Genomic DNA, 23,921 nt, shown 5'->3' on the forward strand with positions numbered 1-23,921 from the left:
CGCAGCGCCCGGCGATCAAAGCATCAAGCGCCGACGGTCTGCGGTGCTTGTACGGCCTGAGCCTGGCGGGAAATGCCCGCTTCGAACTCGGGACGGAAATACTTCAGTGCGCTGCCCAGCGGCTCGACGGCACCCGGTGCGTGGGCACAGAAGGTCTTGCCTGGGCCGAGGAAGTTGACGAGCTGCTCGAGGGTTTCCAGGTCGCCCTGGGCGCCTTCGCCTTTCTCCAGCGCGCGCAGGACCTTCACGCTCCACGGCAGACCGTCGCGGCATGGAGTGCACCAGCCGCACGATTCGCGGGCGAAGAACTCTTCCATGTTGCGCAGCAGGGAAACCATGTTGACGCTGTCGTCCACCGCCATGGCCAGGCCAGTACCCATACGGGTGCCGACCTTGGCGACGCCGCCGGCGTAGAACAGGGCGTCCAGGTGTTCCGGCAGTAGGAAGCCGGTACCGGCGCCGCCCGGCTGCCAGGCCTTGAGCTTGTAGCCGTCGCGCATGCCGCCGGCGTAGTCCTCGAACAGCTCGCGAGCCGGGAGGCCGAAGGGCAGTTCCCAGATGCCGGGGTTCTTCACCTTGCCGGAGAAGCCCATGAGCTTGGTGCCCATGTCTTCGCTGCCCGGACGGGCGAGGCCCTTGTACCAGTCGACGCCGTGTTCGACGATCGCCGGCACGTTGCACAGGGTCTCGACGTTGTTCACGCAGGTCGGCTTGCCCCAGACGCCGACGGCGGCGGGGAAGGGCGGCTTGGAGCGCGGGTTGGCACGGCGGCCTTCCAGCGAGTTGATCAGCGCGGTCTCTTCGCCACAGATGTAGCGGCCGGCGCCGGTGTGGACGAACAGCTCGAAATCGAAGCCGCTGCCGAGGATGTTCTTGCCCAAGAGGCCTGCGGCCTTGGCTTCCTCGATGGCGCGGTTCAGGTTGCGGGCGGCGTCGACGTACTCGCCGCGCAAGAAGATGTAGCCGCGGTAGGCCTTGAGGGCGCGCGCAGAGATCAGCATGCCTTCCACCAGCAGGTGCGGCAGCTGCTCCATGAGCATGCGGTCCTTCCAGGTGTTGGGCTCCATCTCGTCCGCATTGCAGAGCAGGTAGCGGATGTTGAGGGATTCGTCCTTGGGCATCAGGCCCCATTTAACGCCGGTGGGGAAGCCCGCACCGCCGCGGCCCTTGAGGCCGGAGTCCTTGACGGTCTGGACGATGTCGTCGGTGGCCATCTCGGCCAGCGCCTTGCGCGCGGCGGCATAGCCATTCTTCGACTGGTACTCCTCCAGCCAGACCGGGGCGCCATCGTCACGCAGGCGCCAGGTCAGCGGGTGGGTTTCGGCCGCGCGCGCGGTGCGGTTGGGCGTGCCGTAGGAGGTGAGGCGACTCATGCGTAGGCCTCCAGCAGTTTGGCGACGCCGTCGGGACGCAGGTCGCCGAAGGTGTCGTCATCGATCATCATCGCCGGGGCCTTGTCGCAGTTGCCCAGGCAGCACACCGGCAGCAGGGTGAAGCGGCCGTCGGCGGTGGTCTGGCCGAGGCCGATGCCCAGCTGCTTCTGGATCTCGCCGACCACGGACTCGTGGCCGCCGATGTAGCAGACCATGCTGTCGCAGACGCGGATGATGTGGCGGCCGACCGGCTGGCGGAAGATCTGGCTATAGAAGGTAGCCACGCCTTCGACGTCGCTGTCCGGGATGCCGAGGATGTCGGCGATCGCCGGGATGGCGCCGTCCGGCACCCAGCCGCGCTGCTTCTGGACGATCTTCAGGGCTTCGATGGACGCCGCACGGGAGTCCTCGTAGTGATGCATTTCGTGCTCGATGGCCGAGCGCTCGGTTTCGCTGAGTTCGAAACGATCAGTCTGGATAAGGGTACTCATGATCAGCGGTCCACGTCGGCCATAACGAAGTCGATACTGCCCAGATAGGCGATCAGGTCAGCGATCATGCTGCCGTTGATCACCGACGGAATCTGCTGCAGGTGCGGGAAGCTGGGCGTCCGGATGCGGGTCCGGTAGCTCATGGTGCTGCCATCGCTCGTCAGGTAGTAGCTGTTGATACCCTTGGTCGCTTCCACCATCTGGAAGGCTTCGTTGGCCGGCATGACCGGGCCCCAGGAAACCTGCAGGAAGTGGGTGATCAGGGTTTCGATGTGCTGCAGCGTGCGCTCTTTGGGCGGCGGCGTGGTCAGCGGGTGGTCGGCCTTGTACGGGCCTTCGGGCATGTTCTTCAGGCACTGCTCGATGATGCGCAGGCTCTGGCGCATTTCACCCATCTTGACCATGCAGCGGTCGTAGGCGTCGCCGTTGGCCGCCAGCGGCACTTCGAACTCGAAGTTCTCGTACCCGGAGTAGGGGCGGGCTTTACGCAGGTCGAAATCACAGCCGGTGGCGCGCAGGCCGGCACCGGTGGTACCCCACTCCAGCGCTTCCTTGGTGTTGTACTGGGCAACGCCGATGGTACGGCCACGCAGGATGCTGTTTTTCAGGGCAGCGGTTTCGTACTCGTCCAGGCGCTTGGGCATCCAGTCGAGGAACTCGCGGACCAGCTTGTCCCAGCCACGCGGCAGGTCGTGGGCGACGCCGCCGATGCGGTACCAGGCCGGGTGCAGGCGGAAGCCGGTGATGGCCTCGACGACCTTGTAGGCGCGCTGGCGGTCGGTGAAGGTGAAGAACACCGGAGTCATCGCGCCCACGTCCTGGATGTAGGTACCCAGGTAGAGGAGGTGGTTCAGGATGCGGAAGAACTCCGACATCATGATGCGGATGACGTCGACGCGCTGCGGCACCTTGATGCCGGCGAGCTTCTCGACCGAGAGCACGTACGGCAGGTTGTTCATCACGCCGCCGAGGTAGTCGATACGGTCGGTGTACGGAATGAAGCTGTGCCAGGACTGACGCTCGGCCATCTTCTCGGCGCCACGGTGGTGGTAGCCGATCTCCGGAACGCAATCGAGGATCTCTTCACCGTCCAGCTGCAGGATGATGCGGAACGCACCGTGGGCGGACGGGTGGTTCGGGCCGAGGTTGAGGAACATGAAGTCCTCGTTCTCGCCGTGGCGCTTCATGCCCCAGTCTTCGGGCTTGAAGCGCAGGGCTTCCTGCTCGAGGTCCTGTTTGGCGGCGGACAGCGCGTAGGGATCGAATTCGGTGGCGCGCGCCGGGTAGTCCTTGCGCAGCGGGTGACCTTCCCAGGTCGGCGGCATCAGCATGCGGGTCAGGTGCGGGTGACCATTGAAGGTGATCCCGTACATGTCCCAGACCTCACGCTCGTACCAGTTGGCGTTCGGCCAGATACGGGTGGCGGTGGGCACGTTGAGGTCGCCTTCGGAGAGGGCCACCTTGATCATCACGTCACTGTTACGCTCGAGCGACATCAGGTGGTAGAACACGCTGAAATCGGCGCCCGGCAGGCCGCGACGGTGGGTGCGCAGGCGCTCGTCCACGCCGTGCAGGTCATAGAGCATGACGTACGGCTTGGGCACATTGCGCAGGAAGGTCAGGACGTCGATCAGGCGCTCACGGGCGACCCAGAGCACCGGCATGCCGGTGCGGGTGGCCTGGACGGTGAAGGTCTCGGCGCCAAAGCGGGAATTCAGTTCGACGACGATGTCTTGGTCGTCTGCCTTGTAAGGCGGGATGTACAGAGCGGAGTCTGCATTCATAGTCTTTAAGTCACTCGGTCAACGGTGGAGTGAAAACGGGCCTCTCGTGGAGGGCCGGATCACACTTCGTCGGGGCTGCGCAGGTTGGTGACCGCAATGCGCTGTTCGCGCTTGAGATCCTTCTGGGCAGGCATGTCGGCGCGATAGACGCCTTGATCGCCTACAACCCAGGACAACGGACGACGCTCCTGGCCGATGGATTCCTGCAGCAGCATCAAACCTTGCAGGAACGCCTCCGGACGGGGCGGGCAGCCGGGGATGTACACGTCCACGGGGAGGAACTTGTCGACCCCCTGAACGACCGAGTAGATGTCGTACATGCCGCCGGAATTGGCGCACGACCCCATCGAGATCACCCACTTGGGTTCCAGCATCTGCTCGTACAAGCGCTGGATGACCGGGGCCATCTTGATGAAGCAGGTGCCGGCGATGACCATGAAGTCAGCCTGGCGCGGCGATGCACGGATCACTTCGGCGCCGAAACGGGCAATGTCGTGCGGCGCGGTGAACGCCGTGGTCATCTCCACGTAGCAGCAGGACAGCCCGAAGTTGTACGGCCACAGGGAGTTCTTGCGACCCCAGTTCACCGCACCGTTGAGAACATCCTCGAGCTTGCCCATGAAGATGTTCTTGTGGACCTGCCCTTCGATGAGCGGGTCTTCTACCGTTTCGCGTTCGCCGATCGGGTACTGATCATTGGGCGCATCCGGATCGATCCGGGTAAGTTTGTATTGCATCGCCAAAGCCTCATTGTTTTAGCTTCGCCTGCCGTGCGCGACGTGCCGCCGGCGCCCAATCGAGCGCGCCGATACGCCACAGGTAGACAAGACCTGCCAACAGAATTGCTATGAAAATGGTTGCCTCGATCAGACCGGCCCAGCCGCTTTCACGGACGGACACTGACCAGGCGAAAAGGAAGAGGGCTTCGACGTCGAAGATCACGAAGAGCATCGCGACCAGATAGAATTTTGCCGACAGACGCAGGCGTGCGCTGCCAGTAGGAACGATCCCGGATTCGAACGGTTCGTTCTTGCTGCGACCAAATGCCTTACTGCCAAGCAGGCTGGAAACCCCTAGCATGAAGGCGAGCAGGCCCAGCACTCCTAAAAGGAAGGCGGCGAGTCCCCAGTGTTGAGCTGCAAGTTCAGCTGGATTGGGCATGCCGATACTCCTTCCTACAAAAAACGATTGTCTTGGGTTTCGGGCGCAAGGCCCGACTACTGCGAACCCGACAACTCAAGGATAGCGAGCTAAGGGTTCAGGTCATCTTTCCAATTTTATGCCCAAAGCCTTCAGCAAGTAAATTTTTCCAACACAAACAGATGCTTCTAATTCGGGCAAAAGCCTTTTGCATTTCCCGTAGCGCCCTGTTTGCGCGGCTCTAGCCGCTTAGTGTGGCGGCACTTCGGCTTTGGTCGAATGGTACTTTCGAGGTATTTCGGCGCAATAAATCGTTAATCAACGAATGATAAGTATTATCATTTGCAGTGTCGTATATCCGTAACTTTACTACATATAAGCGGCGAGTCTTTTATTTCGCTCATTTGCTGTCGAAGCATATCCGCGACAGTTTTCTTGGGTTCCCCTCGTTCCGGGTGGTTCAGTTTCCTTTCTGAATCCACGCCCAGTGCATCTCGCAGCGCACCGGCTCGGCGCCGGAGTCGTCCAGCAGAGTCACCTGGATGAGCATTTCTCCCTTGTCTTGCTCCAGCATTGCGTGGCGCTGCTCCGGCGTCAGCGTGGCGATGGCGCGCAGGCTGCCGCGGGCCCGGCGCAGGTAATCGACTTTGAGGCATTTGATCAGTGGCAGCTTGGTGTCAGGCAGGTTCATGCCGACCATGCAGCCGCTGGCTGATTCGGCGAGCAGGGCCATGGCGGCGGCGTGCACGCCGCCGATGTGATTGCGGGCGCGGCGATGGTTGGCCAGGCTCATCCGCACTTCGTCGCTGGAGAGCTTCTGGATGCGTACGCCTGCGGTGCCGGCAAAGCGTACCTGGGAGCAGAACAGGCGACTGAGCATTGGCTCGTGAAGGCGGCGCGGCAGGCGCTGGATGAAGTGGGCGGCGAGAGCGAGGCGGTTGCGCTTGCGCATGGGCTTTTCCTTCCTTATAGAGGAAGTCCGAGGCTGGCATGCCATTGCGGTTCTGCCCTTGGCGGGCGAGGAGGGGCTGGCCGGCGGTTCGGCCAAGTGAAAAAGCAAAACCCCGGCCTGGGCCGGGGTTTTGCGGTGCCTCCCGGCCCCGAGGGGCCGGTCGAGCCGGTTCCCTATTAGTGGAACTGGTTCATGGTGTTGTCTTTACCGGAGGCTTTCAGAGCGGCTTCGCCAGCGAAGTACTCTTTGTGGTTGTCGCCGATGTCCGAGCCAGCCATGTTCTGGTGCTTGACGCAGGCGATACCCTGACGCAGTTCCTGACGCTGAACGCCTTTCACGTAGGCCAGCATGCCCTGGTCGGCGAAGTAGCCTTTGGCCAGGTTGTCGGTCGACAGAGCGGCGGTGTGGTAGGTCGGCAGGGTGATCAGGTGGTGGAAGATGCCGGCGTGAGCGGAACCATCGCGCTGGAAGGTACGGATCTTCTCGTCAGCAACCTGGGCCAGTTCGGTCTCGTCGTACTCGACGCTCATCAGCTTGGCGCGGTCGTAGGCGGAAACGTCTTTGCCTTCGGCAACAAACGCATCGAACACCTGCTGACGGAAGTTCAGGGTCCAGTTGAACGACGGGCTGTTGTTGTACACCAGCTTGGCGTTCGGGATGACCTGACGGATGCGGTCAACCATGCCTTTGATCTGGCCAACGTGCGGCTTCTCGGTTTCGATCCACAGCAGGTCGGCGCCGTTCTGCAGCGAGGTGATGCAGTCCAGGACGCAACGGTCTTCGCCGGTGCCCTTGCGGAACTGGAAGAGGTTGGAAGCCAGGCGCTTCGGACGCAGCAGCTTGCCGCCGCGGTTGATCACCACGTCGCCGTTCTGCAGTTCGGCAGCGGAAACTTCTTCGCAATCCAGGAAGGAGTTGTACTGGTCGCCCAGGTCGCCCGGCTCTTTGGTCACGGCGATCTGCTTGGTCAGGCCGGCGCCCAGGGAGTCGGTACGGGCAACGATCACGCCGTCGTCAACACCCAGTTCGAGGAACGCGTAGCGAACGGCGTTGATCTTGGCGAGGAAATCTTCGTGCGGAACGGTCACTTTGCCGTCCTGGTGGCCGCACTGCTTCTCGTCGGAAACCTGGTTCTCGATCTGGATGCAGCAGGCACCGGCTTCGATCATTTTCTTGGCCAGCAGGTAGGTGGCTTCCGGGTTACCGAAGCCAGCGTCGATGTCGGCGATGATCGGTACTACGTGGGTTTCGTAGCCGTCGATCTGGGCCTGGATTTCGTCTTGCTTGGCTTTGTCGCCGGCGGCGCGAGCGCTGTCCAGGGCAGTGAAGAGCAGGTCCAGTTCGCGGGCGTCAGCCTGGCGCAGGAAGGTGTAGAGCTCTTCGATCAGGCCGGAAACGGCGGTTTTTTCGTGCATGGACTGGTCGGGCAGCGGGCCGAAGTCGGAACGCAGCGCGGCAACCATCCAGCCGGACAGGTAGAGGTAGCGCTTGTTGGTGGTCTTCAGGTGCTTCTTGATCGAGATCAGCTTCTGCTGACCGATGAAGCCGTGCCAGCAGCCCAGGGACTGGGTGTAGACGGAGGTGTCGGCGTCATACTCGGCCATGTCCTTGCGCATGATGGCCGCAGTGTACTTGGCGATGTCCAGACCAGTCTTGAAGCGGTTCTGAGCGCGCATACGGGCAACCGACTCGGGGTTGATAGCGCTCCAGCTGTTACCGGTTTTCTCTTTCAGAGCGGCAACGGCTTTGATGTCGTTTTGATATGCGGACATGGTCAATCCTTCAAAGTATGTGTTTGGTTGAGCACCGACTTACCCACTCAAAACCTGTATCGAAACGGAATTGGCTGCGGGTTGCTCGCCGCGGGATGGCGAAGGGGCGACCGAAAGAAGGAATGACGCTGGAGGAGTGGGGTGGCGCGGCGTACAGACTGATGACTGCAGCGGTACATCCAGAATCGCTTGCCGGCTCGTGGCAGCCGTTGGGCGATGGTGGACGGCTGAATCCGTCACTTCGTGCTGTTGCTTAGGCTTGCTTCCCCGTCCCTCAGGACAACCTCTTGCCAGTCGCAACCTCGTCGATCCGCCTTGTGGGCTTAACAACACGGACCTGCATGGCGGGTGGGCCACTGGCTTGGTCCGAAGGGCTTTGAGGCCCTCTGGTTAGCGGGAGCGAGGCCATCATGCCCTTTCAAACGAGCGTTCGTCAAACGTTTTGTAGTGTTTTTTTGGGACTACTACACGAAGGTCTAAGGAGGACCGACGAGTCACCTGGGGAAGGGTTAGTCGAGCACTTCGACCTTCACCCGCAGGCTGCTGTCGTTGCGCCCCTGGGTGCTGTAGTGGCGGGCGAAACCACTCTGCGTGCTCTGGTTGCTCTCGCTGACGCCACCTACCTCGATCCATTGGCCGACCGGACCGCTGATGCGGGTTTCGGTCGAACTGGTATTCATCGAGCCCTGGTAGCTGTTGTCGAAGCGGTCGTTGCGCGTGCTCAGGGTGATGTGCACGAGGTTGCCGGTGAGGCTGGCGGTCACATACATGCCCTGGTTGGCATCGCGGTATTCGGTTTGGCTGTAGACCTGGCCATAAGGGCCGATGCCGGCATTGGTGACCGGCTGGCTCTGGCCGACCTGGATCAGGGCTGGTGAGCCTTCGGTGGCGCGCACCTGCTGGGTGCCGCCGCCGCGACTGTTGGTGGAGCGATTGATGATGCGCACCTGGTCGCGTCCGTTCACCTCGCCACGGCCGGACTGGATCTCGACATTGCCGGCGCTCACCGAGCCGTTCACCGAATAGCCGCTTTGGCTGCCCTGGCTGCCGTCGAGGGTGTCGACACTGATCAGCAACTGGTGAGGGCGTGTGTCCAGTTGATTGAGTACCTGCTGCAGTTCGCGGATCTTCGCCTGTTCGGCGTTGACGACCAGCTGGTTGCCGTAGGCGGTCACCCGACCTTCGTTGCCCAGAACCTGCTGCGCCACTGGCAGTACTTCGTCGGCGGTGCGGTAGTTCAGCGGAATGACCTCGGTGCGCGGCTCCGCGAGGGCTGCGAGGCTGACGGCGCAGGCGACGAGCAAGGCGAGAGGGTGTCGGATCAAATCAGGAAACTCCGCAGGTTCGGATCGAGGACGCTGGTGTTCCAGGTCTGTTCGAATTGCGCTTGCAGTTGGCGCACCCGGCCAGCGTCGTTGTAGTGGGCGTAGCCGGCGTACTCGTTCGGCTCAGGGCGCACGAGTAGACCGCAATCATCGGCGAGGAGGAAGGCGTGCTCTTCGCTGGGGTAGTCCGGGTTGATCCGGCGGATCTGGCAATAACTGGACAGGCGCCGGCTGAGATTGAGCAGGCGATGGCCTTCCTTCACGGCGCGCGTGCTGTCGCGGACCAGGATCATCAGGCGATTGCGTGGATTGCCCAGCAGTAGCTGGGTGCAGGCTTCCTGGATGCTGCTGTGGTGGTACAGCCAGGGTTCCAGGTCTGGGGTGTAGAGATGGAGCGTGCGTCGCGCTTGCTGCATCAGCGCGAGGGCGTGGGCGCGGGCGGTATCGGGCTTGTTGAAGCGCTGGAGCTGATCGCCTTCGCCCAGGCGGAAGGGCGCGGGTTCGAGCGCTTCCGGCGGCAGCGCCGCACTGGCCGGGTTATGGACGGCGAAACGTCCCGGTGACTGAAACTCGATATCCGGCAGTTCTGCCGGGAGGTCGTCTGGTTCCGGGACGTTGTCCATTTCGCTCCTTCAGTCGCTTTCGCGCACCATGTCCACGTGAGGCAGGCCGGCGTCGAGGAATTCGCCGCTGGCTACCTTGAAGCCTAGCCGCTCGTAGAAGGGGATGGCATAGACCTGGGCGGTCAGCAATTGGCGTTTCAGCCCCTGACGCTCGGCCTCCTCGATGGCGGCACGCATCAGCAGGTCGCCCACTTTCAGGCCGCGCCAATCCTTGAGGACGGAAACCCGGCCGATGTGCCCGTCCGGAAGGAGGCGGGCGGTGCCGATGGCGTAGTCGCCTTCGAAGGCCAGGAAGTGCACGGCTTCGACATCCTCGGCGTCCCATTCGAGTTCAGGCGGGACGGATTGCTCGGCAATGAACACCGCCTCGCGAATGCGCCGCAGATCGGCATTGTCCTTCTGCCAGTCCGCCACGCGAACCCTGATCTTGCTACTCATCGGCAAACTCCAGACTGCCCTGTTTGATCAGTTCTCCAACGAGCTTACGCCCATCCTCATCGGCCAGCCATTGGCCGAGATTCCCTTCGTGAAGCGATTCCGCCGAACACACCAGCTTGAGCAGCTCGCGCAGTTTTTCCGGCAGGACCACGGTCTGGCCGCTGGCGAACAGCAGTAGGCCAACGTCCACTTCGCTCCAGGCCATGCGGGCACTGGGGTTGCGGATCAGCACTGCGCCATCGGCGATTGCGCTGGCCAGTTCGTCTTCCTCGATTTCCTCACCGGCGACCAGTTCCGGGTAGCGCGGCTCGGTCATGAACTGGCCGAACCAGGTGAGCAGCAGGCGCTCGTCGCTCATGTGCTCCTGCAGCAGGTTCTTCAGGCGATCCAGCGCGTCGCGCTGGATCTTGTGCTGGTCTTCGTCGCCTTTCACCGCGCTCATGCCGGCGTCGCTGTAGCGCTCTTCGTCGGAGAGGAACTGGGCGAGGAAGTCGGTGAAGTGGGTCAGCACTTCGGCGGCGCTGGGGGCGCGGAAGCCGACCGAGTAGGTCATGCAGTCGTCTTCGGCGATGCCGTAGTGGGCGACGCGCGGCGGCAGGTAGAGCATGTCGCCCGGCTCCAGCACCCATTCGGCGCTCTCTTCGAATTCTGCGAGGATGCGCAGGTCGGCGTGGGGCAGTATCGGGCTGCTGGCGTCGCAGGTCTGGCCGATCTTCCAGCGGCGATGGCCGTGGCCTTGCAGGAGGAACACGTCGTAGTTGTCGAAGTGCGGGCCCACGCCGCCACCCGGTGCGGCGTAGCTGATCATCACGTCGTCGATGCGCCAGCTGGGCAGGAACTTGAAATGTTCCAGCAGTTCGGCGACTTCCGGGATGAACTGGTCGACGGCCTGTACCAGCAGCGTCCAGTCACGCTCGGGGAGGTCCTTGAACGCTTCTTCCTTGAACGGGCCGCGGCGCAGTTCCCAGGGGCTATCGCCATGTTCGACGACGATGCGCGACTCGATCATTTCTTCCAGGGCGAGGCCGGCCAGCTCATCGGGGTCCAGCGGGCTCTTGAAGTCCGGGATCGCCTGGCGCACCAGCAGCGGTTTCTTCTGCCAGTAATCGCGGAGGAATTCATCGGCGCTGATGCCGCCCAAAAGCTGAAGAGGAATAGCAGGATTCATGGTTAAGTCCTTGAAACAAAAACGCCCGGCACAGCCGGGCGTGCAAAGTCAGGGCGAATCTCAGATGCGCTTGGCCTGGGCGGCGGCGTTACCGATGTAGTTCGCAGGAGTCAGTTTCTTCAGCTCGGCCTTGGCTTCTGCCGGCATGTCGAGGCCTTCGATGAACACCTGCAGGGCTTCGGCGCTGATGCCTTTGCCGCGGGTCAGTTCCTTGAGCTTCTCGTAGGGGTTCTCGATGCCGTAGCGACGCATGACGGTCTGTACCGGCTCGGCCAGGACTTCCCAGCAGGCGTCCAGGTCGTCGGCGATGCGTGCGGCGTTCAGCTCCAGCTTGCCGATGCCTTTGAGGCTGGCTTCGTAGGCGATGACGCTGTGGGCGAAGCCGACGCCCAGGTTGCGCAGCACGGTGGAGTCGGTCAGGTCGCGCTGCCAGCGAGAGATCGGCAGCTTGCTGGCCAGGTGCTGGAGCAGTGCGTTGGCGATGCCCAGGTTGCCTTCGGAGTTTTCGAAGTCGATCGGGTTGACCTTGTGCGGCATGGTCGAGGAGCCGATCTCACCGGCGACGGTCTTCTGCTTGAAGTAGCCCAGGGAGATGTAGCCCCAGACGTCGCGGTCGAAGTCGATGAGGATGGTGTTGAAGCGCGCGACGGCGTCGAACAGCTCGGCGATGTAGTCGTGCGGCTCGATCTGGGTGGTGTAGGGGTTCCAGTTCAGGCCGAGGTCACCTTCGATGAACTCGCGGGCGTTGGCTTCCCAATCCACCTGCGGATAGGCCGACAGGTGGGCGTTGTAGTTGCCCACGGCGCCGTTGATCTTGCCCAGCAGCTCGACCGAGGCGACTTGCTTGATCTGGCGCTCCAGGCGGTAGACGACGTTGGCCAGTTCCTTGCCCAGAGTGGTCGGGGAGGCCGGCTGGCCGTGGGTGCGCGAGAGCATCGGCACGTCGGCGAACTTCACCGCGAGCTCGCGGATGGACTCGGCGATCTGACGCATCAGCGGCAGCAGCACGGTGTCACGGCCTTCGCGCAGCATCAGGGCGTGGGACAGGTTGTTGATGTCCTCGGAGGTGCAGGCGAAGTGGATGAACTCGCTGACCTTGGCCAGTTCCGGCAGCTTGGCGGCTTGTTCCTTGAGCAGGTATTCCACGGCTTTGACGTCGTGGTTGGTGGTGCGCTCGATGTCCTTGATGCGCTGTGCGTGCTCCAGCTGGAAGTCGTCGGCCAGTTGGTTCAGCAGGGCATTGGCTTCGGCGGAGAACGGCGCTACTTCAGGGATGCCGGCATGGGCGGCGAGACGCTGCAACCAGCGAACCTCCACCAGGACGCGGAAACGGATCAGGCCGTACTCGCTGAAGATCGGACGCAGGGCGCTGGTTTTGCTGCCATAACGGCCGTCAACGGGGGAAACCGCGGTAAGGGAGGAAAGCTGCATGGGGGGCGTTCTCGTAGCTGTCGGTCAACGAAAAGGGCGCACATCATACACGAATGGCGCGAACCGGTCGCCCTTGCGGCGACCGGAAGGGCATGCTTCAGCCGCGCAGCAGGGGGCGCAGCTCGTTGAGCATTTTCTTGCGGGCGAACAGCATCTGCCAGCGGTTGCCGCCGAGCTGTCGCCACAGGCGCGCGGAGCGGATGCCGGCCAGCAGCAGGGCGCGGATGCGCGCGGCGTTGGCATTGATTTGCAGGTGGCGCATGTCGCCATGGACCTGGATGCGCTGGCGGAAGGTGCTCAGGGTGTCCTGGTACAAGCCGGCGCAGGAGGCGATGACGTTCTCGTGGACCAGCCCGAAGTGCTGTACCTGCTGCTGGATCTGGTCCAGGCGGGTACCCATGATGTCGAGCATGTCGTCGCGTTTGTTCAGCTGGCGTTCCAGGCCGATCAGCGACAGGGCGTAGCGCAACGGTTCGCGCTGCAGGCTGTTCGGGTCGCGCTCCAGGGCGCTGACCAGGGCGCGGAAGCCCTCGCGCAGGTTTGCGGTGTCGCCGCCGTAGACGTCGAGGGTGGTCTTGGGGGCGCGCACCAGCAGGCTGCCAAGCATGCAGCTCAGCGGTGCCTCGGGGACCTGCCCGGTGCGGGCCAGGCGGTCTACCAGCGAGGCGGCTTCGAAAACGCCGGAAAGGGCAATGATCTGGTCGTGCAGATCGCTCATGTGCGGTCCTTAGCGAAAGCGGGTTCGGCGGATTCGATGACGCCGCCGCCGAGGCAGATTTCGCCGTCATAGAAGACCACGGACTGTCCGGGCGTAACGGCGCGCTGCGGCTCGTCAAAGATGGCGCGGTAGCCGTTGGCGGTGCGTTCCAGTACGCAGTCCTGGTCGGCCTGGCGGTAGCGCACCTTGGCGCGCAGCGTTCTGGGTTGCTCCAGGTCGATGGGGTTGACCCAGTAGATATGCGAGGCGTGCAGGGCGCGGGAGAACAGCCACGGGTGGTCGTTGCCCTGGCCGACGACCAGGACGTTGCGTGCCAGGTCTTTCTCCAGCACGTACCAGGGGCTGTCGTCGGCATTCTTCAGGCCGCCGATGCCCAGGCCCTGGCGCTGGCCAATGGTGTGGTACATCAGGCCGACATGCTTGCCGATGACCTGTCCATCGGTGGTCTCGATGTCGCCCGGCTGGGCCGGCAGATACTGCTTGAGGAAGTCGCTGAAGCGGCGCTCGCCGATGAAGCAGATGCCGGTGGAGTCCTTCTTCTTTGCGGTGGCCAGGCCGTATTTCTCGGCGATGGCGCGGACCTCGGGCTTCTCCAGTTCTCCGACCGGGAACAGGGTCTTGCCGATCTGCTCGCCGCCCACGGCGTGGAGGAAGTAGCTCTGGTCCTTGTTCGGGTCCAGGCCCTTGAGCAGCTCGCTGCGGCCATCGACGTCACGGCGGCGCACGTAGTGGCCGGTGGCGATCAGGTCGGCGCCCAGGGCGACGGCATAGTCGAGGAAGGCTTTGAACTTGATCTCACGGTTGCAGAGGATGTCCGGGTTCGGCGTGCGACCGGCCTTGTACTCCTCGAGGAAGTGCTCGAAGACGTTGTCCCAGTATTCCGCGGCAAAGTTGGCGGTATGCAGCGTGATGCCGATGCGGTCGCAGACGGCCTGGGCGTCGGCCAGGTCGGTCATCGCGGTGCAGTATTCGGTGCCGTCGTCCTCTTCCCAGTTCTTCATGAACAGACCTTCCACCTGGTAACCCTGCTCCTTGAGGAGGAGGGCGGAGACGGAGGAGTCCACGCCGCCGGACATGCCGACGATGACGCGGGTGTTCTGGGGAGTTTTCGCCGAATAAGACGGCGAAGAAGACGACAATTCAGGCATGGTGGCGCATCACGGGTGCAGGTAAAGGCGGGGATTCTACCAGAGCCGAGCGGCTCAGGCGCGGATCAGGCCCTGATCAGGCTCAGCGGGAAGTGCTCGCCTTCCAGGTAATCGTCGATGCAGCGCAGCACCAGATGGCTGCGCCAACGCTCGGGCTGGGCGGCCAGTTCATCTCGAGACATCCAGCGGGCGCCGAGGATGCCGTCGTCCAGCGCGCGCTCGGGGTGATGGCGCACGGGGCGGGCGGCGAAGCAGACGCGCTGGTAAGTGACGCCGTTGCTGGGGGCGGTATACAGGTAGATGCCGGTGACGGCGGTCAACTCCACGTCCCAGCCGGTTTCCTCCAGGGTCTCGCGCACAGCGGCCTCAATCAGGCTCTCATTGGCTTCCAGGTGGCCGGCGGGCTGGTTGAAGACCTGCTTTTTGTCAGCGGACATTTCCTCTACCAGCAGAAAGCGGCCCTGGTCTTCGACGATGGTGGCGACGGTGACGTGTGCTAGCCAGCGCATGGATACGGTCTCTCTACGGGATCAGTGCGAAAGGCGCGAGTTTAACGCTGCGAGGCGCAGAAAGCAGAACCCCCGGGAAGGCCCGGGGGTTCTGGTGTTGCGCGAAGTGGCTTACGCCAGTGCGTCGATCGCGGCGTTGAAGGTCGCGCTCGGGCGCATGACCTGGCTGGTCAGCTCCGGGCTGGAACGGTAGTAGCCGCCGATTTCCGCCGGCTTGCCCTGGACGCCGTTCAGTTCGGCGACGATGGCCGCTTCCTTCTCGGTCAGGGTCTTGGCCAGGGTGGCGAAGTGAGCTTTCAGCTCGGCGTCGTCGTTCTGCTCGGCCAGGGCCTGGGCCCAGTACATGGACAGGTAGAAGTGGCTGCCGCGGTTGTCGATCTCACCGATCTTGCGCGACGGCGACTTGTTGTTGTCCAGCAGTTTGCCGGTGGCGATGTCCAGGGTCTTGCCCAGTACCTTGGCCTTGGCGTTGTTGGTCTTGATGCCTTCTTCTTCGAAGGAGACGGCCAGAGCCAGGAACTCGCCCAGGGAATCCCAGCGCAGGTAGTTCTCTTCCACCAGCTGCTGTACATGTTTCGGAGCCGAGCCGCCGGCACCGGTTTCGTACATGCCGCCGCCCGCCATCAGCGGAACGATGGAGAGCATCTTGGCCGAGGTGCCCAGTTCCATGATCGGGAACAGGTCGGTCAGGTAGTCGCGCAGGACGTTGCCGGTCACCGAGATGGTGTCCAGGCCGCGCAGCTGACGCTCCATGCTGGTGCGGATGGCTTCGTTGTAACCCTTGATGCTGATGTCCAGGCCGGTCAGGTCGTGGTCCTTCAGGTACAGCTCGACCTTCTTGCGCAGCTCGTTGTCGTGGGCGCGTTCCGGGTCCAGCCAGAAGATGGCCGGGGTGTTGGAGGCGCGGGCACGGGTAACGGCCAGCTTGACCCAGTCGCGGATCGGGGCGTCCTTGGTCTGGCAGGCGCGCCAGATGTCGCCGGCCTGTACTTCGTGCTGCATCAGGACCTTGCCGTCGGCATCGACGACACGCATCACGCCGTCAGCTTCCAGTTCGAAGGTCTTGTCGTGGGAGCCGTATTCCTCGGCCTTCTGCGCCATCAGGCCGACGTTCGGCACGCTGCCCATGGTGGTCGGATCGAACGCACCGTTGGTTTTGCAGAAGTTGATCATTTCCTGGTAGATGCGGGCATAGGTGCTTTCCGGCATTACCGCTTTAGTGTCTTTCTGCTTGCCGTCCTTGCCCCACATCTGACCCGAGTTGCGGATCATGGCCGGCATGGAGGCGTCGACGATCACGTCGCTGGGGATGTGCAGGTTGGTGATGCCCTTGACCGAGTCGACCATCGCCATTTCCGGGCGGTGGCTGTACACCTCGTGGATGTCGTGCAGGATTTCTTCCTGCTGCGAGGCCGGCAGCGACTTGATCTTGTCGTAGACGCTGGAGATGCCGTTGTTCGGGTTCACACCCAGCTCTTCGAACAGCTGGCCGTATTTCTCGAACACGTCCTTGTAGTAGACGGTGACGGCGTGGCCGAAGACGATCGGGTGGGAGATCTTCATCATGGTGGCCTTGACGTGCAGGGACCACATGACGCCGGTTTCCTTGCAGTCCTGCAGGGTCTTCTCGAAGAAGGCGCGCAGTTTGCTGCAGCTCATGAACATGCTGTCGAGGACTTCGCCGTCCTGCATCTTCAGGGTCTTCTTGGTCTCGACCTTGCCGTCCTTGCCGACGAACTCGATGCGGACTTCACCGGCTTTCGGGATGGTGACCGACTGCTCGCTGGAGAAGAAGTCGCCGCCACGCATGTAGTCGGCGTGGGAGCGCGAAGCCATGCTCCACTTGCCCATGCTGTGCGGGTGCTTGCGAGCGTAGGCCTTCACGGCGGCCGGGGCGCGGCGGTCGGAGTTGCCTTCACGCAGGACCGGGTTCACGGCGCTGCCCAGGACTTTGGCGTAACGGGCGCGGGTGTCTTTTTCTTCGTCGGTCTGCGGGTCTTCCGGGAAGTCCGGAATGGTGTAGCCCAGCTTCTGCAGCTCGGCGATGGCGCCCTTGAGCTGCGGTACCGAAGCGGAGATGTTCGGCAGCTTGATGATGTTGGCTTTGGAGTCGGTGGCCAGTTGGGCCAGGTAGGCCAGATCGTCTTCGATGGCCTTGTCGCCGAGCTTGTCAGCGAAGGAGGCCAGGATACGGCCCGAAAGAGAGATGTCGCGGGTCTCGACGTCGATGCCGGCGGAAGCGGCAAAGGCTTTTACGATAGGAAGAAGCGAATAGGTGGCAAGGGCGGGTGCTTCGTCGGTGAAGGTGTAGGTGATCTTCGAGCGGATGGACATCTCGTTCTAACTCTCTTCTTTGCTGGGCGCGCACAGAGTCTCGAATCGCGTTGGTACACGCTTGCGTTCAACGAAGTGGTTGACCGACCTTCGAGATTTGCCGCGGGGATATTGGGGCGCCAGTAGAGCGTTGTACGGCGGGATCCTGGTGGGGACGTGCGCCGCTGCGAGGAGAGAGTCTGGTCCCAGACTGCTCGGACCTCGATGACCATTAAGTCATGACGGCCAGTATACCACCCTAAAGGCAGGGTGAAGCGTGTCCCTTTTTTAGACTAAGGAATGATGTAGTTCGATTACCGACTTGTGAGCTACCCTCAGTGGCTGCAAGAGGTTTCAACCAAAAAGCGGAGTTCAGCATGGGATACCAAAAGATCCAGGTGCCGGCCGGTGACAAAATCACCGTCAACGCCGATATGTCCTTGAATGTACCGAAGAACCCGATCATCCCCTTCATCGAGGGTGATGGCATTGGTGTCGATATCAGCCCGGTCATGATCAAGGTCGTCGACGCTGCCGTCGAGAAAGCCTACAAAGGCGACCGCAAGATCGCGTGGATGGAAGTCTACGCTGGCGAGAAGGCCACCCAGGTCTATGACCAGGACACCTGGCTGCCCCAGGAGACCCTGGATGCCGTTCGCGATTACGTCGTGTCCATCAAGGGTCCGCTGACCACGCCGGTGGGCGGTGGCATCCGCTCCTTGAACGTGGCCTTGCGCCAGCAGCTCGACCTGTATGTCTGCCTGCGCCCCGTGCGCTGGTTCGAAGGTGTTCCCAGTCCGGTGAAGAAGCCCGGCGACGTGGACATGGTGATCTTCCGCGAGAACTCCGAAGACATCTATGCCGGCGTCGAATGGAAGGCCGGCAGCCCTGAGGCCCAGAAGGTCATCAAGTTCCTCACCGAGGAAATGGGCGTCAAGAAGATCCGTTTCACCAATGACTGTGGCATCGGCATCAAGCCGGTTTCCCAGGAAGGCACCAAGCGCCTGGTACGCAAGGCCCTGCAGTATGCCGTGGACAATGATCGCAGCTCCGTGACCATCGTCCATAAAGGCAACATCATGAAATTCACCGAGGGTGCGTTCAAGGACTGGGGCTACGAAGTGGCCCGCGACGAGTTCGGCGCCCAGCTGCTCGACGGCGGCCCGTGGATGCAGTTCAAGAACCCCGCTACCGGCAAGAACATCGTGGTGAAGGACGTGATCGCCGACGCCATGCTGCAGCAGATTCTGCTGCGTCCGGCCGAGTACGACGTGATCGCCACTCTCAACCTGAACGGCGACTACCTGTCCGATGCCCTGGCGGCGGAAGTGGGTGGTATCGGCATTGCGCCGGGCGCCAACCTGTCGGATTCGGTGGCCATGTTCGAGGCGACCCACGGGACCGCGCCGAAATATGCGGGCCTGGACAAGGTCAACCCGGGCTCGGTCATCCTCTCTGCGGAGATGATGCTGCGCCACATGGGCTGGCCGGAAGCGGCGGACCTGATCATTGACGGCGTGAACGGCGCCATCGCCGCCAAGACCGTGACCTATGACTTCGAGCGTCTGATGGACGGCGCCAAGCTGCTGTCCTGCTCCGAGTTCGGCGACGCGATCATCGCCAAGATGTAACCGGGTGATGCGCCCATGAAAAAGGCCGGCTTGCTGCCGGCCTTTTTCGTTTCGTCTGATCCATGACGAATCAGGCTTCCGCCGTGAGGTTCTGCACCTCGCTGCTCGGAGCAGTCTGTGTGGACGGGGTCGATGCATTGGCGTTGACGGGTTGGATGTTCACCGCGTGCAACCCCTTCGGACCTTGCAGGATCTCGAAACTGACGGGTTGGCCGGCCTTGAGTGTCTTGTAGCCATCCATCTGGATTGCCGAGTAGTGAGCAAACAGGTCCTCATCTCGGCCGTCAGCCAGGATGAAACCGTAGCCCTTGGCGTTGTTGAACCACTTGACCTTACCGCTAAGCATGCTGATATCCCTCTGCAAAGGACTCCATTGCTGGAGTATCATCCACTACTATTCCGCTACAGCCTTTTGTAAAGACCGGCGTCCGGAACTCCTGATACCCTCCGGGGGGTATCCTTTGGTTGTAACACCCTTTTGCCGTTAGTCAAGGCGGCGTCGTCTGGGCCTGAGAGCCGTTTCAAACTCCGGTCGGCCCACTCATTCACCCACTCGCAAAGCTTTTATTCCAGCATGCATGCAAGTAGCCAGATTCGACTAACATTCAATCAGGACCGCCCGGATCCATTGGAAGACGATGGGACGGGGCTGGCGGTTGAGGAATCCAAACCGGCCCTGAAGCCCCCGTCCATGTATCGGGTCATCATGTTCAACGATGACTACACCCCGATGGATTTCGTGGTTGAGGTGCTGGAGCTGTACTTCAACATGAACCGAGAGCAGGCAACCAAGGTCATGTTGACTGTGCATACCCAAGGCAAGGCGAACTGCGGGTCCTTTACCCGCGATGTCGCGGAAACCAAAGCCATGCAGGTCAATCAATATGCGAGGGAGAGCCAACATCCACTGTTGTGCGAAATTGAGATAGAAGGTTGATGCGGATGTTTGGGAGCGAGGTGAAGTCATGTTGAATCGAGAGCTCGAAGTCACCCTCAATCTCGCCTTCAAGGAGGCGCGGGCGAAGCGGCATGAGTTCATGACCGTTGAGCACTTGCTGTTGGCGCTTCTTGATAATGAAGCCGCCGCGACGGTCCTGAGGGCGTGCGGTGCGAACCTGGACAAGCTGCGGCGCGATCTGCAGGAGTTCATCGACTCGACCACGCCGCTGATTCCCCAGCACGACGAAGACCGCGAGACCCAGCCGACCCTGGGCTTCCAGCGTGTTCTGCAGCGTGCGGTATTCCACGTGCAGAGTTCCGGCAAGCGCGAAGTCACCGGCGCCAATGTTCTGGTCGCGATCTTCAGCGAGCAGGAAAGCCAGGCGGTGTTCCTGCTCAAGCAGCAGAGCGTCGCGCGGATCGACGTGGTCAACTACATCGCCCATGGCATCTCCAAGGTGCCGGGCCATGCCGAGCATCAGGACAGCGAGCAGGACATGCAGGACGAGGAGGGCGGCGAGTCCTCCACTTCCAGCCATCCGCTGGATGCCTATGCCAGCAACCTGAACGACCTGGCGCGCCAGGGGCGTATCGACCCGCTGGTCGGTCGTGAGTCGGAGGTCGAGCGCGTGGCGCAGATCCTGGCTCGTCGCCGCAAGAACAACCCGCTGCTGGTGGGCGAGGCCGGGGTCGGCAAGACCGCCATTGCCGAAGGCCTGGCCAAGCGCATTGTCGACGGCCAGGTGCCGGACCTGCTGTCCGACAGCGTTGTCTACTCCCTGGACCTGGGCGCGCTGCTGGCGGGCACCAAATACCGCGGCGACTTCGAGAAACGCTTCAAGGCGCTGCTCAACGAGCTGCGCAAGCGTCCACATGCGGTGCTGTTCATCGACGAAATCCACACCATCATCGGCGCCGGTGCGGCATCGGGTGGCGTGATGGATGCGTCCAACCTGCTCAAGCCGCTGCTGTCGTCCGGCGAGATCCGCTGTATCGGCTCCACGACCTTCCAGGAGTTCCGTGGCATCTTCGAGAAGGATCGTGCGCTGGCCCGTCGCTTCCAGAAGGTCGACGTCACCGAACCGTCCGTCGAGGATACCTTCGGCATCCTGAAAGGCCTGAAGCCGCGCTTCGAGCAGCACCACCACATCGAGTACAGCGATGAAGCGCTGCGTGCCGCCGCCGAGCTGGCCGCCCGCTATATCAATGACCGGCACATGCCGGACAAGGCCATCGACGTGATCGACGAGGCGGGTGCCTATCAGCGCCTGCAGCCGGAAGAGAAGCGCGTGAAGCGCATCGAAGTGCCTCAGGTCGAGGATATCGTCGCGAAAATTGCGCGGATTCCGCCGAAGCACGTCTCCAGCTCGGATAAAGAGCTGCTGCGCAACCTCGAACGCGACCTGAAGCTGACCGTATTCGGCCAGGCGGCGGCGATCGAATCGCTGTCCACCGCCATCAAGCTGTCACGTGCCGGTCTCAAGTCGCCGGACAAACCGGTCGGTTCCTTCCTGTTCTCCGGTCCGACCGGGGTGGGCAAGACCGAGGTGGCTCGCCAGCTGGCCAAGGCGCTGGGCGTCGAGCTCGTGCGCTTCGACATGTCCGAGTACATGGAGCGGCATACCGTGTCCCGTCTGATCGGCGCGCCTCCGGGCTACGTCGGTTTCGATCAGGGCGGCCTGCTGACCGAAGCGATCACCAAGACGCCGCACTGCGTGCTGCTGCTGGACGAGATCGAGAAGGCGCACCCGGAAGTCTTCAACCTGCTGCTGCAGGTGATGGATCACGGCACCCTGACCGACAACAACGGACGCAAGGCGGACTTCCGCAACGTCATCCTGATCATGACCACCAACGCTGGTGCGGAAACCGCGGCGCGGGCCTCCATTGGCTTCACGCAGCAGGATCACACCAGTGACGCGATGGAAGTGATCAAGAAGAGCTTTACGCCGGAGTTCCGCAACCGCCTGGATACCATCATCCAGTTCGGTCGGCTCAGTCACGAGACCATCAAGAGCATCGTCGACAAGTTCCTCACCGAGCTGCAGGCGCAGTTGGAGGACAAGCACGTGCAGATCGAAGTCAGCGATACGGCGCGAGGCTGGTTGGCGGACAAGGGCTACGATCCGCAGATGGGGGCTCGTCCGATGGCTCGGCTCATCCAGGACAAGATCAAGCGGCCGTTGGCCGAGGAGATCCTGTTCGGCGAGCTTGCCGAGCACGGTGGTGTGGCCCATGTGGATCTGAAGGATGGCGAACTGGCCTTCGAGTTCGAGGTGATCGCCGCAGAACCCGCCTGACCCGCATCAGGCGCAAACAAAAACGCCCGGCTATGCCGGGCGTTTTTCCAGGTGCCGGTTTCGTTACCGGCCCTACCGTCTGTCAGCGAGCGCGGTAGGTGATACGACCCTTGGACAGGTCGTAGGGCGTCAGTTCTACGCGAACTTTGTCGCCGGTCAGGATGCGGATGTAATTCTTGCGCATCTTCCCGGAGATGTGCGCGGTAACGACGTGCCCGTTTTCCAACTCCACGCGGAACATGGTGTTGGGCAGGGTGTCGACGACAGTGCCTTCCATTTCGAAGCTGTCTTCTTTCGACATGCAGTAGAACCCTCGGTATCTATGATTGCCTGAATGTTTCAGGCCATTAAAAAAGGCACATAGTGTGCCTTAAATTGCCCCACAACGCCAATGGGTGTTTTCGGCTCAGTTCAGGGCCACCCAGCGCTGGTTCACGAACAGCTCGATTGGCCGGTACTGGGTTTTGTAGTTCATCTTGCGGCAATTCTTGATCCAGTAGCCGAGATAGACCGCATGCAGGCTCAGTCGCTCGGTCTCGCCGATCTGCCATAGGATAGCGTAGCGGCCCAGGCTGCGGCGCTCTTCGTCCGGATCATAAAAGGTGTAGACCGCGGAGAGGCCGTTGGGCAGCACATCCGTCACCGCTACGGCGAGCAGGCGGCCCTGCAGGCGAAACTCGAAGAAGCAGCTGAACGGCAGGTCGCGTACCAGGAAGGTGGCGAACTGGTCGCGGCTGGGCGGGTACATGTCGCCATCGGCATGGCGCTGCTCGATGTAGCGCATGTACAGCGCGTAGTACTCCTCGGTGAAGGCGGGGCGCTTGCGGATCACTTCCAGGTCGGTATTGCGCTTGATGATGCGTTTCTGCTGGCGGCTCGGCTGGAAGCCGGCGGCCGGGATGCGCGCCGGGATGCACGCCGTGCAATGTTGGCAATGGGGCCGGTACAGGTGTTCGCCGCTGCGCCGGAAGCCTACCTCGGACAGCGAGGCATACAACTGCGCGTCCATGGGCTGACTGGGGTCGAGGAACAGGGTGGTGGCCTGCTCTTCGGGCAGATAGCTGCACGGATGCGGTTGTGTGGCGTAAAACTTCAGGCGGGCGAGCTCGGTCATCTTCAACCCCTGCGAGGTCCCTCAGGCAAGTTTAAGACAGGCTGGGCAGGTCCGCCTGCGAAGTCCAGTCCTGCGAAGGTGTTTCGTCGAGATGACGGCGCAGGTAACTGGCGAATTCGCGGCGGGAAATGGCGCGGGCGCCGAAGCTGTGCAGGTGCTGGGTCGGCATCTGGCAGTCGATCAGCACGAACCCGGCGGCCTTGAGGCGCTGCACGAGCGTCACGAAAGCTACCTTGGAGGCGTTGTCGGCGCGGCTGAACATGGACTCGCCGAAGAACAGGCGACCAATGGCCAGGCCGTAGAGGCCGCCCACCAGCTCGTTGCCGTGCCAGGCCTCTGCCGAATGAGCGATGCCCAGGCGATGCAGTTGGCAGTAGGCGTCCTGCATGGGCGTGGTGATCCAGGTGCCGTCGGCATACTCGCGTGGACCGGCGCAGCCGTGGATGACCTGTTCGAAAGCCTGGTCGATGGTGACCTGGTATTGCTGTTGACGGATGAACTTGGCGAGGCTGCGGGAGACGTGCAGTTCCTCGGGGAGCAATACGGTGCGCGGATCGGGTGACCACCAGAGGATTGGCTGGCCATCCTGATACCAAGGGAAGCAGCCGTGGCGGTATGCCTGGATCAGGCGCTTGGGGTTGAGGTCGCCTCCGGCTGCGAGCAGGCCGTTGGGCTCATGCAAGGCCTTTTCCAGGGGCGGGAACTCGAAATTGTCGCGGGAAAGCCACTTGAGCATAAAAGGAGGAGGGGAG

Annotated in this window: 23 protein-coding genes; 3 read left to right on the plus strand and 20 right to left on the minus strand. The window is 62.3% G+C overall.

Features of this window, described 5'->3' with window-relative positions; all coding sequences use genetic code 11:
* Positions 1-23 precede the first annotated feature (23 nt).
* From nuoF to JVX91_RS18055, 16 genes are all read right to left on the minus strand, one after another.
* Positions 24-1,373 (minus strand): NADH-quinone oxidoreductase subunit NuoF, encoded by a 1,350-nt coding sequence (gene nuoF / locus JVX91_RS17980; protein WP_169938593.1) that lies wholly within the window; start codon positions 1,371-1,373, stop codon positions 24-26.
* On the minus strand, positions 1,370-1,870 hold the full coding sequence (gene nuoE, locus JVX91_RS17985) for an NADH-quinone oxidoreductase subunit NuoE (protein ID WP_169887231.1): 501 nt from the start codon (positions 1,868-1,870) through the stop codon (positions 1,370-1,372). Before nuoE ends, nuoF begins: the two co-directional genes overlap by 4 nt.
* On the minus strand, positions 1,867-3,648 hold the full coding sequence (gene nuoC / locus JVX91_RS17990; RefSeq protein ID WP_045214752.1) for an NADH-quinone oxidoreductase subunit C/D: 1,782 nt from the start codon (positions 3,646-3,648) through the stop codon (positions 1,867-1,869). Before nuoC ends, nuoE begins: the two co-directional genes overlap by 4 nt.
* A gap of 59 nt (positions 3,649-3,707) precedes the next feature.
* Entirely contained in the window at positions 3,708-4,385 is a 678-nt protein-coding gene (locus tag JVX91_RS17995; protein ID WP_045214755.1) for an NADH-quinone oxidoreductase subunit B, read from the minus strand.
* 10 nt (positions 4,386-4,395) lie between these two features.
* Positions 4,396-4,809 (minus strand): NADH-quinone oxidoreductase subunit A, encoded by a 414-nt coding sequence (locus JVX91_RS18000; RefSeq protein ID WP_017517108.1) that lies wholly within the window; start codon positions 4,807-4,809, stop codon positions 4,396-4,398.
* A gap of 439 nt (positions 4,810-5,248) precedes the next feature.
* Entirely contained in the window at positions 5,249-5,740 is a 492-nt protein-coding gene (locus JVX91_RS18005; RefSeq protein ID WP_205335546.1) for a DUF4442 domain-containing protein, read from the minus strand.
* Between the two features lie 176 nt (positions 5,741-5,916).
* Entirely contained in the window at positions 5,917-7,512 is a 1,596-nt protein-coding gene (locus JVX91_RS18010; protein WP_054909443.1) for an isocitrate lyase, read from the minus strand.
* 509 nt (positions 7,513-8,021) lie between these two features.
* The gene (locus tag JVX91_RS18015) at positions 8,022-8,834 is read right to left on the minus strand and encodes a secretin N-terminal domain-containing protein (protein WP_240201778.1); all 813 of its coding nucleotides are present in this window, start codon (positions 8,832-8,834) and stop codon (positions 8,022-8,024) included.
* Complete coding sequence (locus tag JVX91_RS18020; protein ID WP_205335548.1) at positions 8,834-9,460, minus strand: histone acetyltransferase HPA2; 627 nt, start codon at positions 9,458-9,460, stop codon at positions 8,834-8,836. The genes JVX91_RS18015 and JVX91_RS18020 overlap by 1 nt, the downstream gene beginning before the upstream one ends.
* Before the next feature lie 9 nt (positions 9,461-9,469).
* Positions 9,470-9,898 carry a GNAT family N-acetyltransferase gene (locus JVX91_RS18025; protein WP_205335549.1) on the minus strand — a complete coding sequence of 143 codons (429 nt, stop codon included), beginning with the start codon at positions 9,896-9,898 and terminating at the stop codon, positions 9,470-9,472.
* The gene (locus JVX91_RS18030) at positions 9,891-11,066 is read right to left on the minus strand and encodes a cupin domain-containing protein (RefSeq protein WP_205335550.1); all 1,176 of its coding nucleotides are present in this window, start codon (positions 11,064-11,066) and stop codon (positions 9,891-9,893) included. Before JVX91_RS18030 ends, JVX91_RS18025 begins: the two co-directional genes overlap by 8 nt.
* 60 nt (positions 11,067-11,126) lie before the next feature.
* Positions 11,127-12,497 carry an adenylosuccinate lyase gene (purB, locus tag JVX91_RS18035; RefSeq protein ID WP_205335551.1) on the minus strand — a complete coding sequence of 457 codons (1,371 nt, stop codon included), beginning with the start codon at positions 12,495-12,497 and terminating at the stop codon, positions 11,127-11,129.
* A 97-nt stretch (positions 12,498-12,594) separates the two neighbouring features.
* Positions 12,595-13,215: a high frequency lysogenization protein HflD gene (hflD, locus tag JVX91_RS18040; protein WP_205335552.1), complete on the minus strand. Its 621-nt coding sequence runs from the start codon at positions 13,213-13,215 to the stop codon at positions 12,595-12,597.
* A complete protein-coding gene (gene mnmA / locus JVX91_RS18045; RefSeq protein ID WP_205335553.1) occupies positions 13,212-14,363 on the minus strand; it encodes a tRNA 2-thiouridine(34) synthase MnmA in 1,152 nt (383 codons plus the stop codon). Before mnmA ends, hflD begins: the two co-directional genes overlap by 4 nt.
* A 65-nt stretch (positions 14,364-14,428) precedes the next feature.
* A complete protein-coding gene (locus JVX91_RS18050; RefSeq protein ID WP_205335554.1) occupies positions 14,429-14,872 on the minus strand; it encodes an NUDIX hydrolase in 444 nt (147 codons plus the stop codon).
* 111 nt (positions 14,873-14,983) lie between these two features.
* Positions 14,984-17,206: an NADP-dependent isocitrate dehydrogenase gene (locus JVX91_RS18055; protein ID WP_205335555.1), complete on the minus strand. Its 2,223-nt coding sequence runs from the start codon at positions 17,204-17,206 to the stop codon at positions 14,984-14,986.
* A gap of 356 nt (positions 17,207-17,562) precedes the next feature.
* On the opposite strand from JVX91_RS18055, the gene icd reads away from it, so the two are divergent.
* Positions 17,563-18,816 carry an NADP-dependent isocitrate dehydrogenase gene (gene icd, locus JVX91_RS18060; protein WP_184597021.1) on the plus strand — a complete coding sequence of 418 codons (1,254 nt, stop codon included), beginning with the start codon at positions 17,563-17,565 and terminating at the stop codon, positions 18,814-18,816.
* A gap of 70 nt (positions 18,817-18,886) precedes the next feature.
* Here icd and cspD read toward each other — a convergent pair whose 3' ends face one another.
* The gene (gene cspD / locus JVX91_RS18065; RefSeq protein WP_205335556.1) at positions 18,887-19,162 is read right to left on the minus strand and encodes a cold shock domain-containing protein CspD; all 276 of its coding nucleotides are present in this window, start codon (positions 19,160-19,162) and stop codon (positions 18,887-18,889) included.
* A gap of 228 nt (positions 19,163-19,390) precedes the next feature.
* Here cspD and clpS point away from each other — a divergent pair, with 228 nt between their 5' ends.
* Positions 19,391-19,753, plus strand: coding sequence for an ATP-dependent Clp protease adapter ClpS (gene clpS / locus JVX91_RS18070; RefSeq protein ID WP_205335557.1), 363 nt, complete (start codon positions 19,391-19,393; stop codon positions 19,751-19,753).
* A 28-nt stretch (positions 19,754-19,781) separates the two neighbouring features.
* On the plus strand, positions 19,782-22,055 hold the full coding sequence (gene clpA, locus JVX91_RS18075) for an ATP-dependent Clp protease ATP-binding subunit ClpA (RefSeq protein WP_205335558.1): 2,274 nt from the start codon (positions 19,782-19,784) through the stop codon (positions 22,053-22,055).
* A gap of 82 nt (positions 22,056-22,137) precedes the next feature.
* Here the strand turns inward: clpA and infA are convergent, their stop codons facing one another.
* The 3 genes from infA to aat form a co-directional block, all read right to left on the minus strand.
* A complete protein-coding gene (gene infA / locus JVX91_RS18080) occupies positions 22,138-22,356 on the minus strand; it encodes a translation initiation factor IF-1 (RefSeq protein ID WP_002553999.1) in 219 nt (72 codons plus the stop codon).
* Between the two features lie 105 nt (positions 22,357-22,461).
* A complete protein-coding gene (locus JVX91_RS18085) occupies positions 22,462-23,169 on the minus strand; it encodes an arginyltransferase (RefSeq protein WP_205335559.1) in 708 nt (235 codons plus the stop codon).
* 31 nt (positions 23,170-23,200) lie between these two features.
* Positions 23,201-23,905: a leucyl/phenylalanyl-tRNA--protein transferase gene (gene aat / locus JVX91_RS18090; RefSeq protein WP_205335561.1), complete on the minus strand. Its 705-nt coding sequence runs from the start codon at positions 23,903-23,905 to the stop codon at positions 23,201-23,203.
* Positions 23,906-23,921 lie beyond the last annotated feature (16 nt).

Source organism: Pseudomonas sp. PDNC002 (genome assembly GCF_016919445.1).
In the GTDB taxonomy this organism is placed as follows: domain Bacteria; phylum Pseudomonadota; class Gammaproteobacteria; order Pseudomonadales; family Pseudomonadaceae; genus Pseudomonas.

What these genes read in the sequence shown, in the direction of transcription:
- nuoF (WP_169938593.1), bottom strand. Translation starts at nt 1,373, where the DNA reads ATGAGTCGCCTCACCTCCTACGGCACGCCCAACCGCACCGCGCGCGCG.
- nuoC (WP_045214752.1), bottom strand. Translation starts at nt 3,648, where the DNA reads ATGAATGCAGACTCCGCTCTGTACATCCCGCCTTACAAGGCAGACGAC.
- JVX91_RS17995 (WP_045214755.1), bottom strand. Translation starts at nt 4,385, where the DNA reads ATGCAATACAAACTTACCCGGATCGATCCGGATGCGCCCAATGATCAG.
- JVX91_RS18000 (WP_017517108.1), bottom strand. Translation starts at nt 4,809, where the DNA reads ATGCCCAATCCAGCTGAACTTGCAGCTCAACACTGGGGACTCGCCGCC.
- JVX91_RS18005 (WP_205335546.1), bottom strand. Translation starts at nt 5,740, where the DNA reads ATGCGCAAGCGCAACCGCCTCGCTCTCGCCGCCCACTTCATCCAGCGC.
- JVX91_RS18010 (WP_054909443.1), bottom strand. Translation starts at nt 7,512, where the DNA reads ATGTCCGCATATCAAAACGACATCAAAGCCGTTGCCGCTCTGAAAGAG.
- JVX91_RS18020 (WP_205335548.1), bottom strand. Translation starts at nt 9,460, where the DNA reads ATGGACAACGTCCCGGAACCAGACGACCTCCCGGCAGAACTGCCGGAT.
- JVX91_RS18025 (WP_205335549.1), bottom strand. Translation starts at nt 9,898, where the DNA reads ATGAGTAGCAAGATCAGGGTTCGCGTGGCGGACTGGCAGAAGGACAAT.
- JVX91_RS18030 (WP_205335550.1), bottom strand. Translation starts at nt 11,066, where the DNA reads ATGAATCCTGCTATTCCTCTTCAGCTTTTGGGCGGCATCAGCGCCGAT.
- purB (WP_205335551.1), bottom strand. Translation starts at nt 12,497, where the DNA reads ATGCAGCTTTCCTCCCTTACCGCGGTTTCCCCCGTTGACGGCCGTTAT.
- hflD (WP_205335552.1), bottom strand. Translation starts at nt 13,215, where the DNA reads ATGAGCGATCTGCACGACCAGATCATTGCCCTTTCCGGCGTTTTCGAA.
- mnmA (WP_205335553.1), bottom strand. Translation starts at nt 14,363, where the DNA reads ATGCCTGAATTGTCGTCTTCTTCGCCGTCTTATTCGGCGAAAACTCCC.
- JVX91_RS18050 (WP_205335554.1), bottom strand. Translation starts at nt 14,872, where the DNA reads ATGCGCTGGCTAGCACACGTCACCGTCGCCACCATCGTCGAAGACCAG.
- JVX91_RS18055 (WP_205335555.1), bottom strand. Translation starts at nt 17,206, where the DNA reads ATGTCCATCCGCTCGAAGATCACCTACACCTTCACCGACGAAGCACCC.
- icd (WP_184597021.1), top strand. Translation starts at nt 17,563, where the DNA reads ATGGGATACCAAAAGATCCAGGTGCCGGCCGGTGACAAAATCACCGTC.
- cspD (WP_205335556.1), bottom strand. Translation starts at nt 19,162, where the DNA reads ATGCTTAGCGGTAAGGTCAAGTGGTTCAACAACGCCAAGGGCTACGGT.
- clpS (WP_205335557.1), top strand. Translation starts at nt 19,391, where the DNA reads ATGCATGCAAGTAGCCAGATTCGACTAACATTCAATCAGGACCGCCCG.
- clpA (WP_205335558.1), top strand. Translation starts at nt 19,782, where the DNA reads ATGTTGAATCGAGAGCTCGAAGTCACCCTCAATCTCGCCTTCAAGGAG.
- infA (WP_002553999.1), bottom strand. Translation starts at nt 22,356, where the DNA reads ATGTCGAAAGAAGACAGCTTCGAAATGGAAGGCACTGTCGTCGACACC.
- JVX91_RS18085 (WP_205335559.1), bottom strand. Translation starts at nt 23,169, where the DNA reads ATGACCGAGCTCGCCCGCCTGAAGTTTTACGCCACACAACCGCATCCG.
- aat (WP_205335561.1), bottom strand. Translation starts at nt 23,905, where the DNA reads ATGCTCAAGTGGCTTTCCCGCGACAATTTCGAGTTCCCGCCCCTGGAA.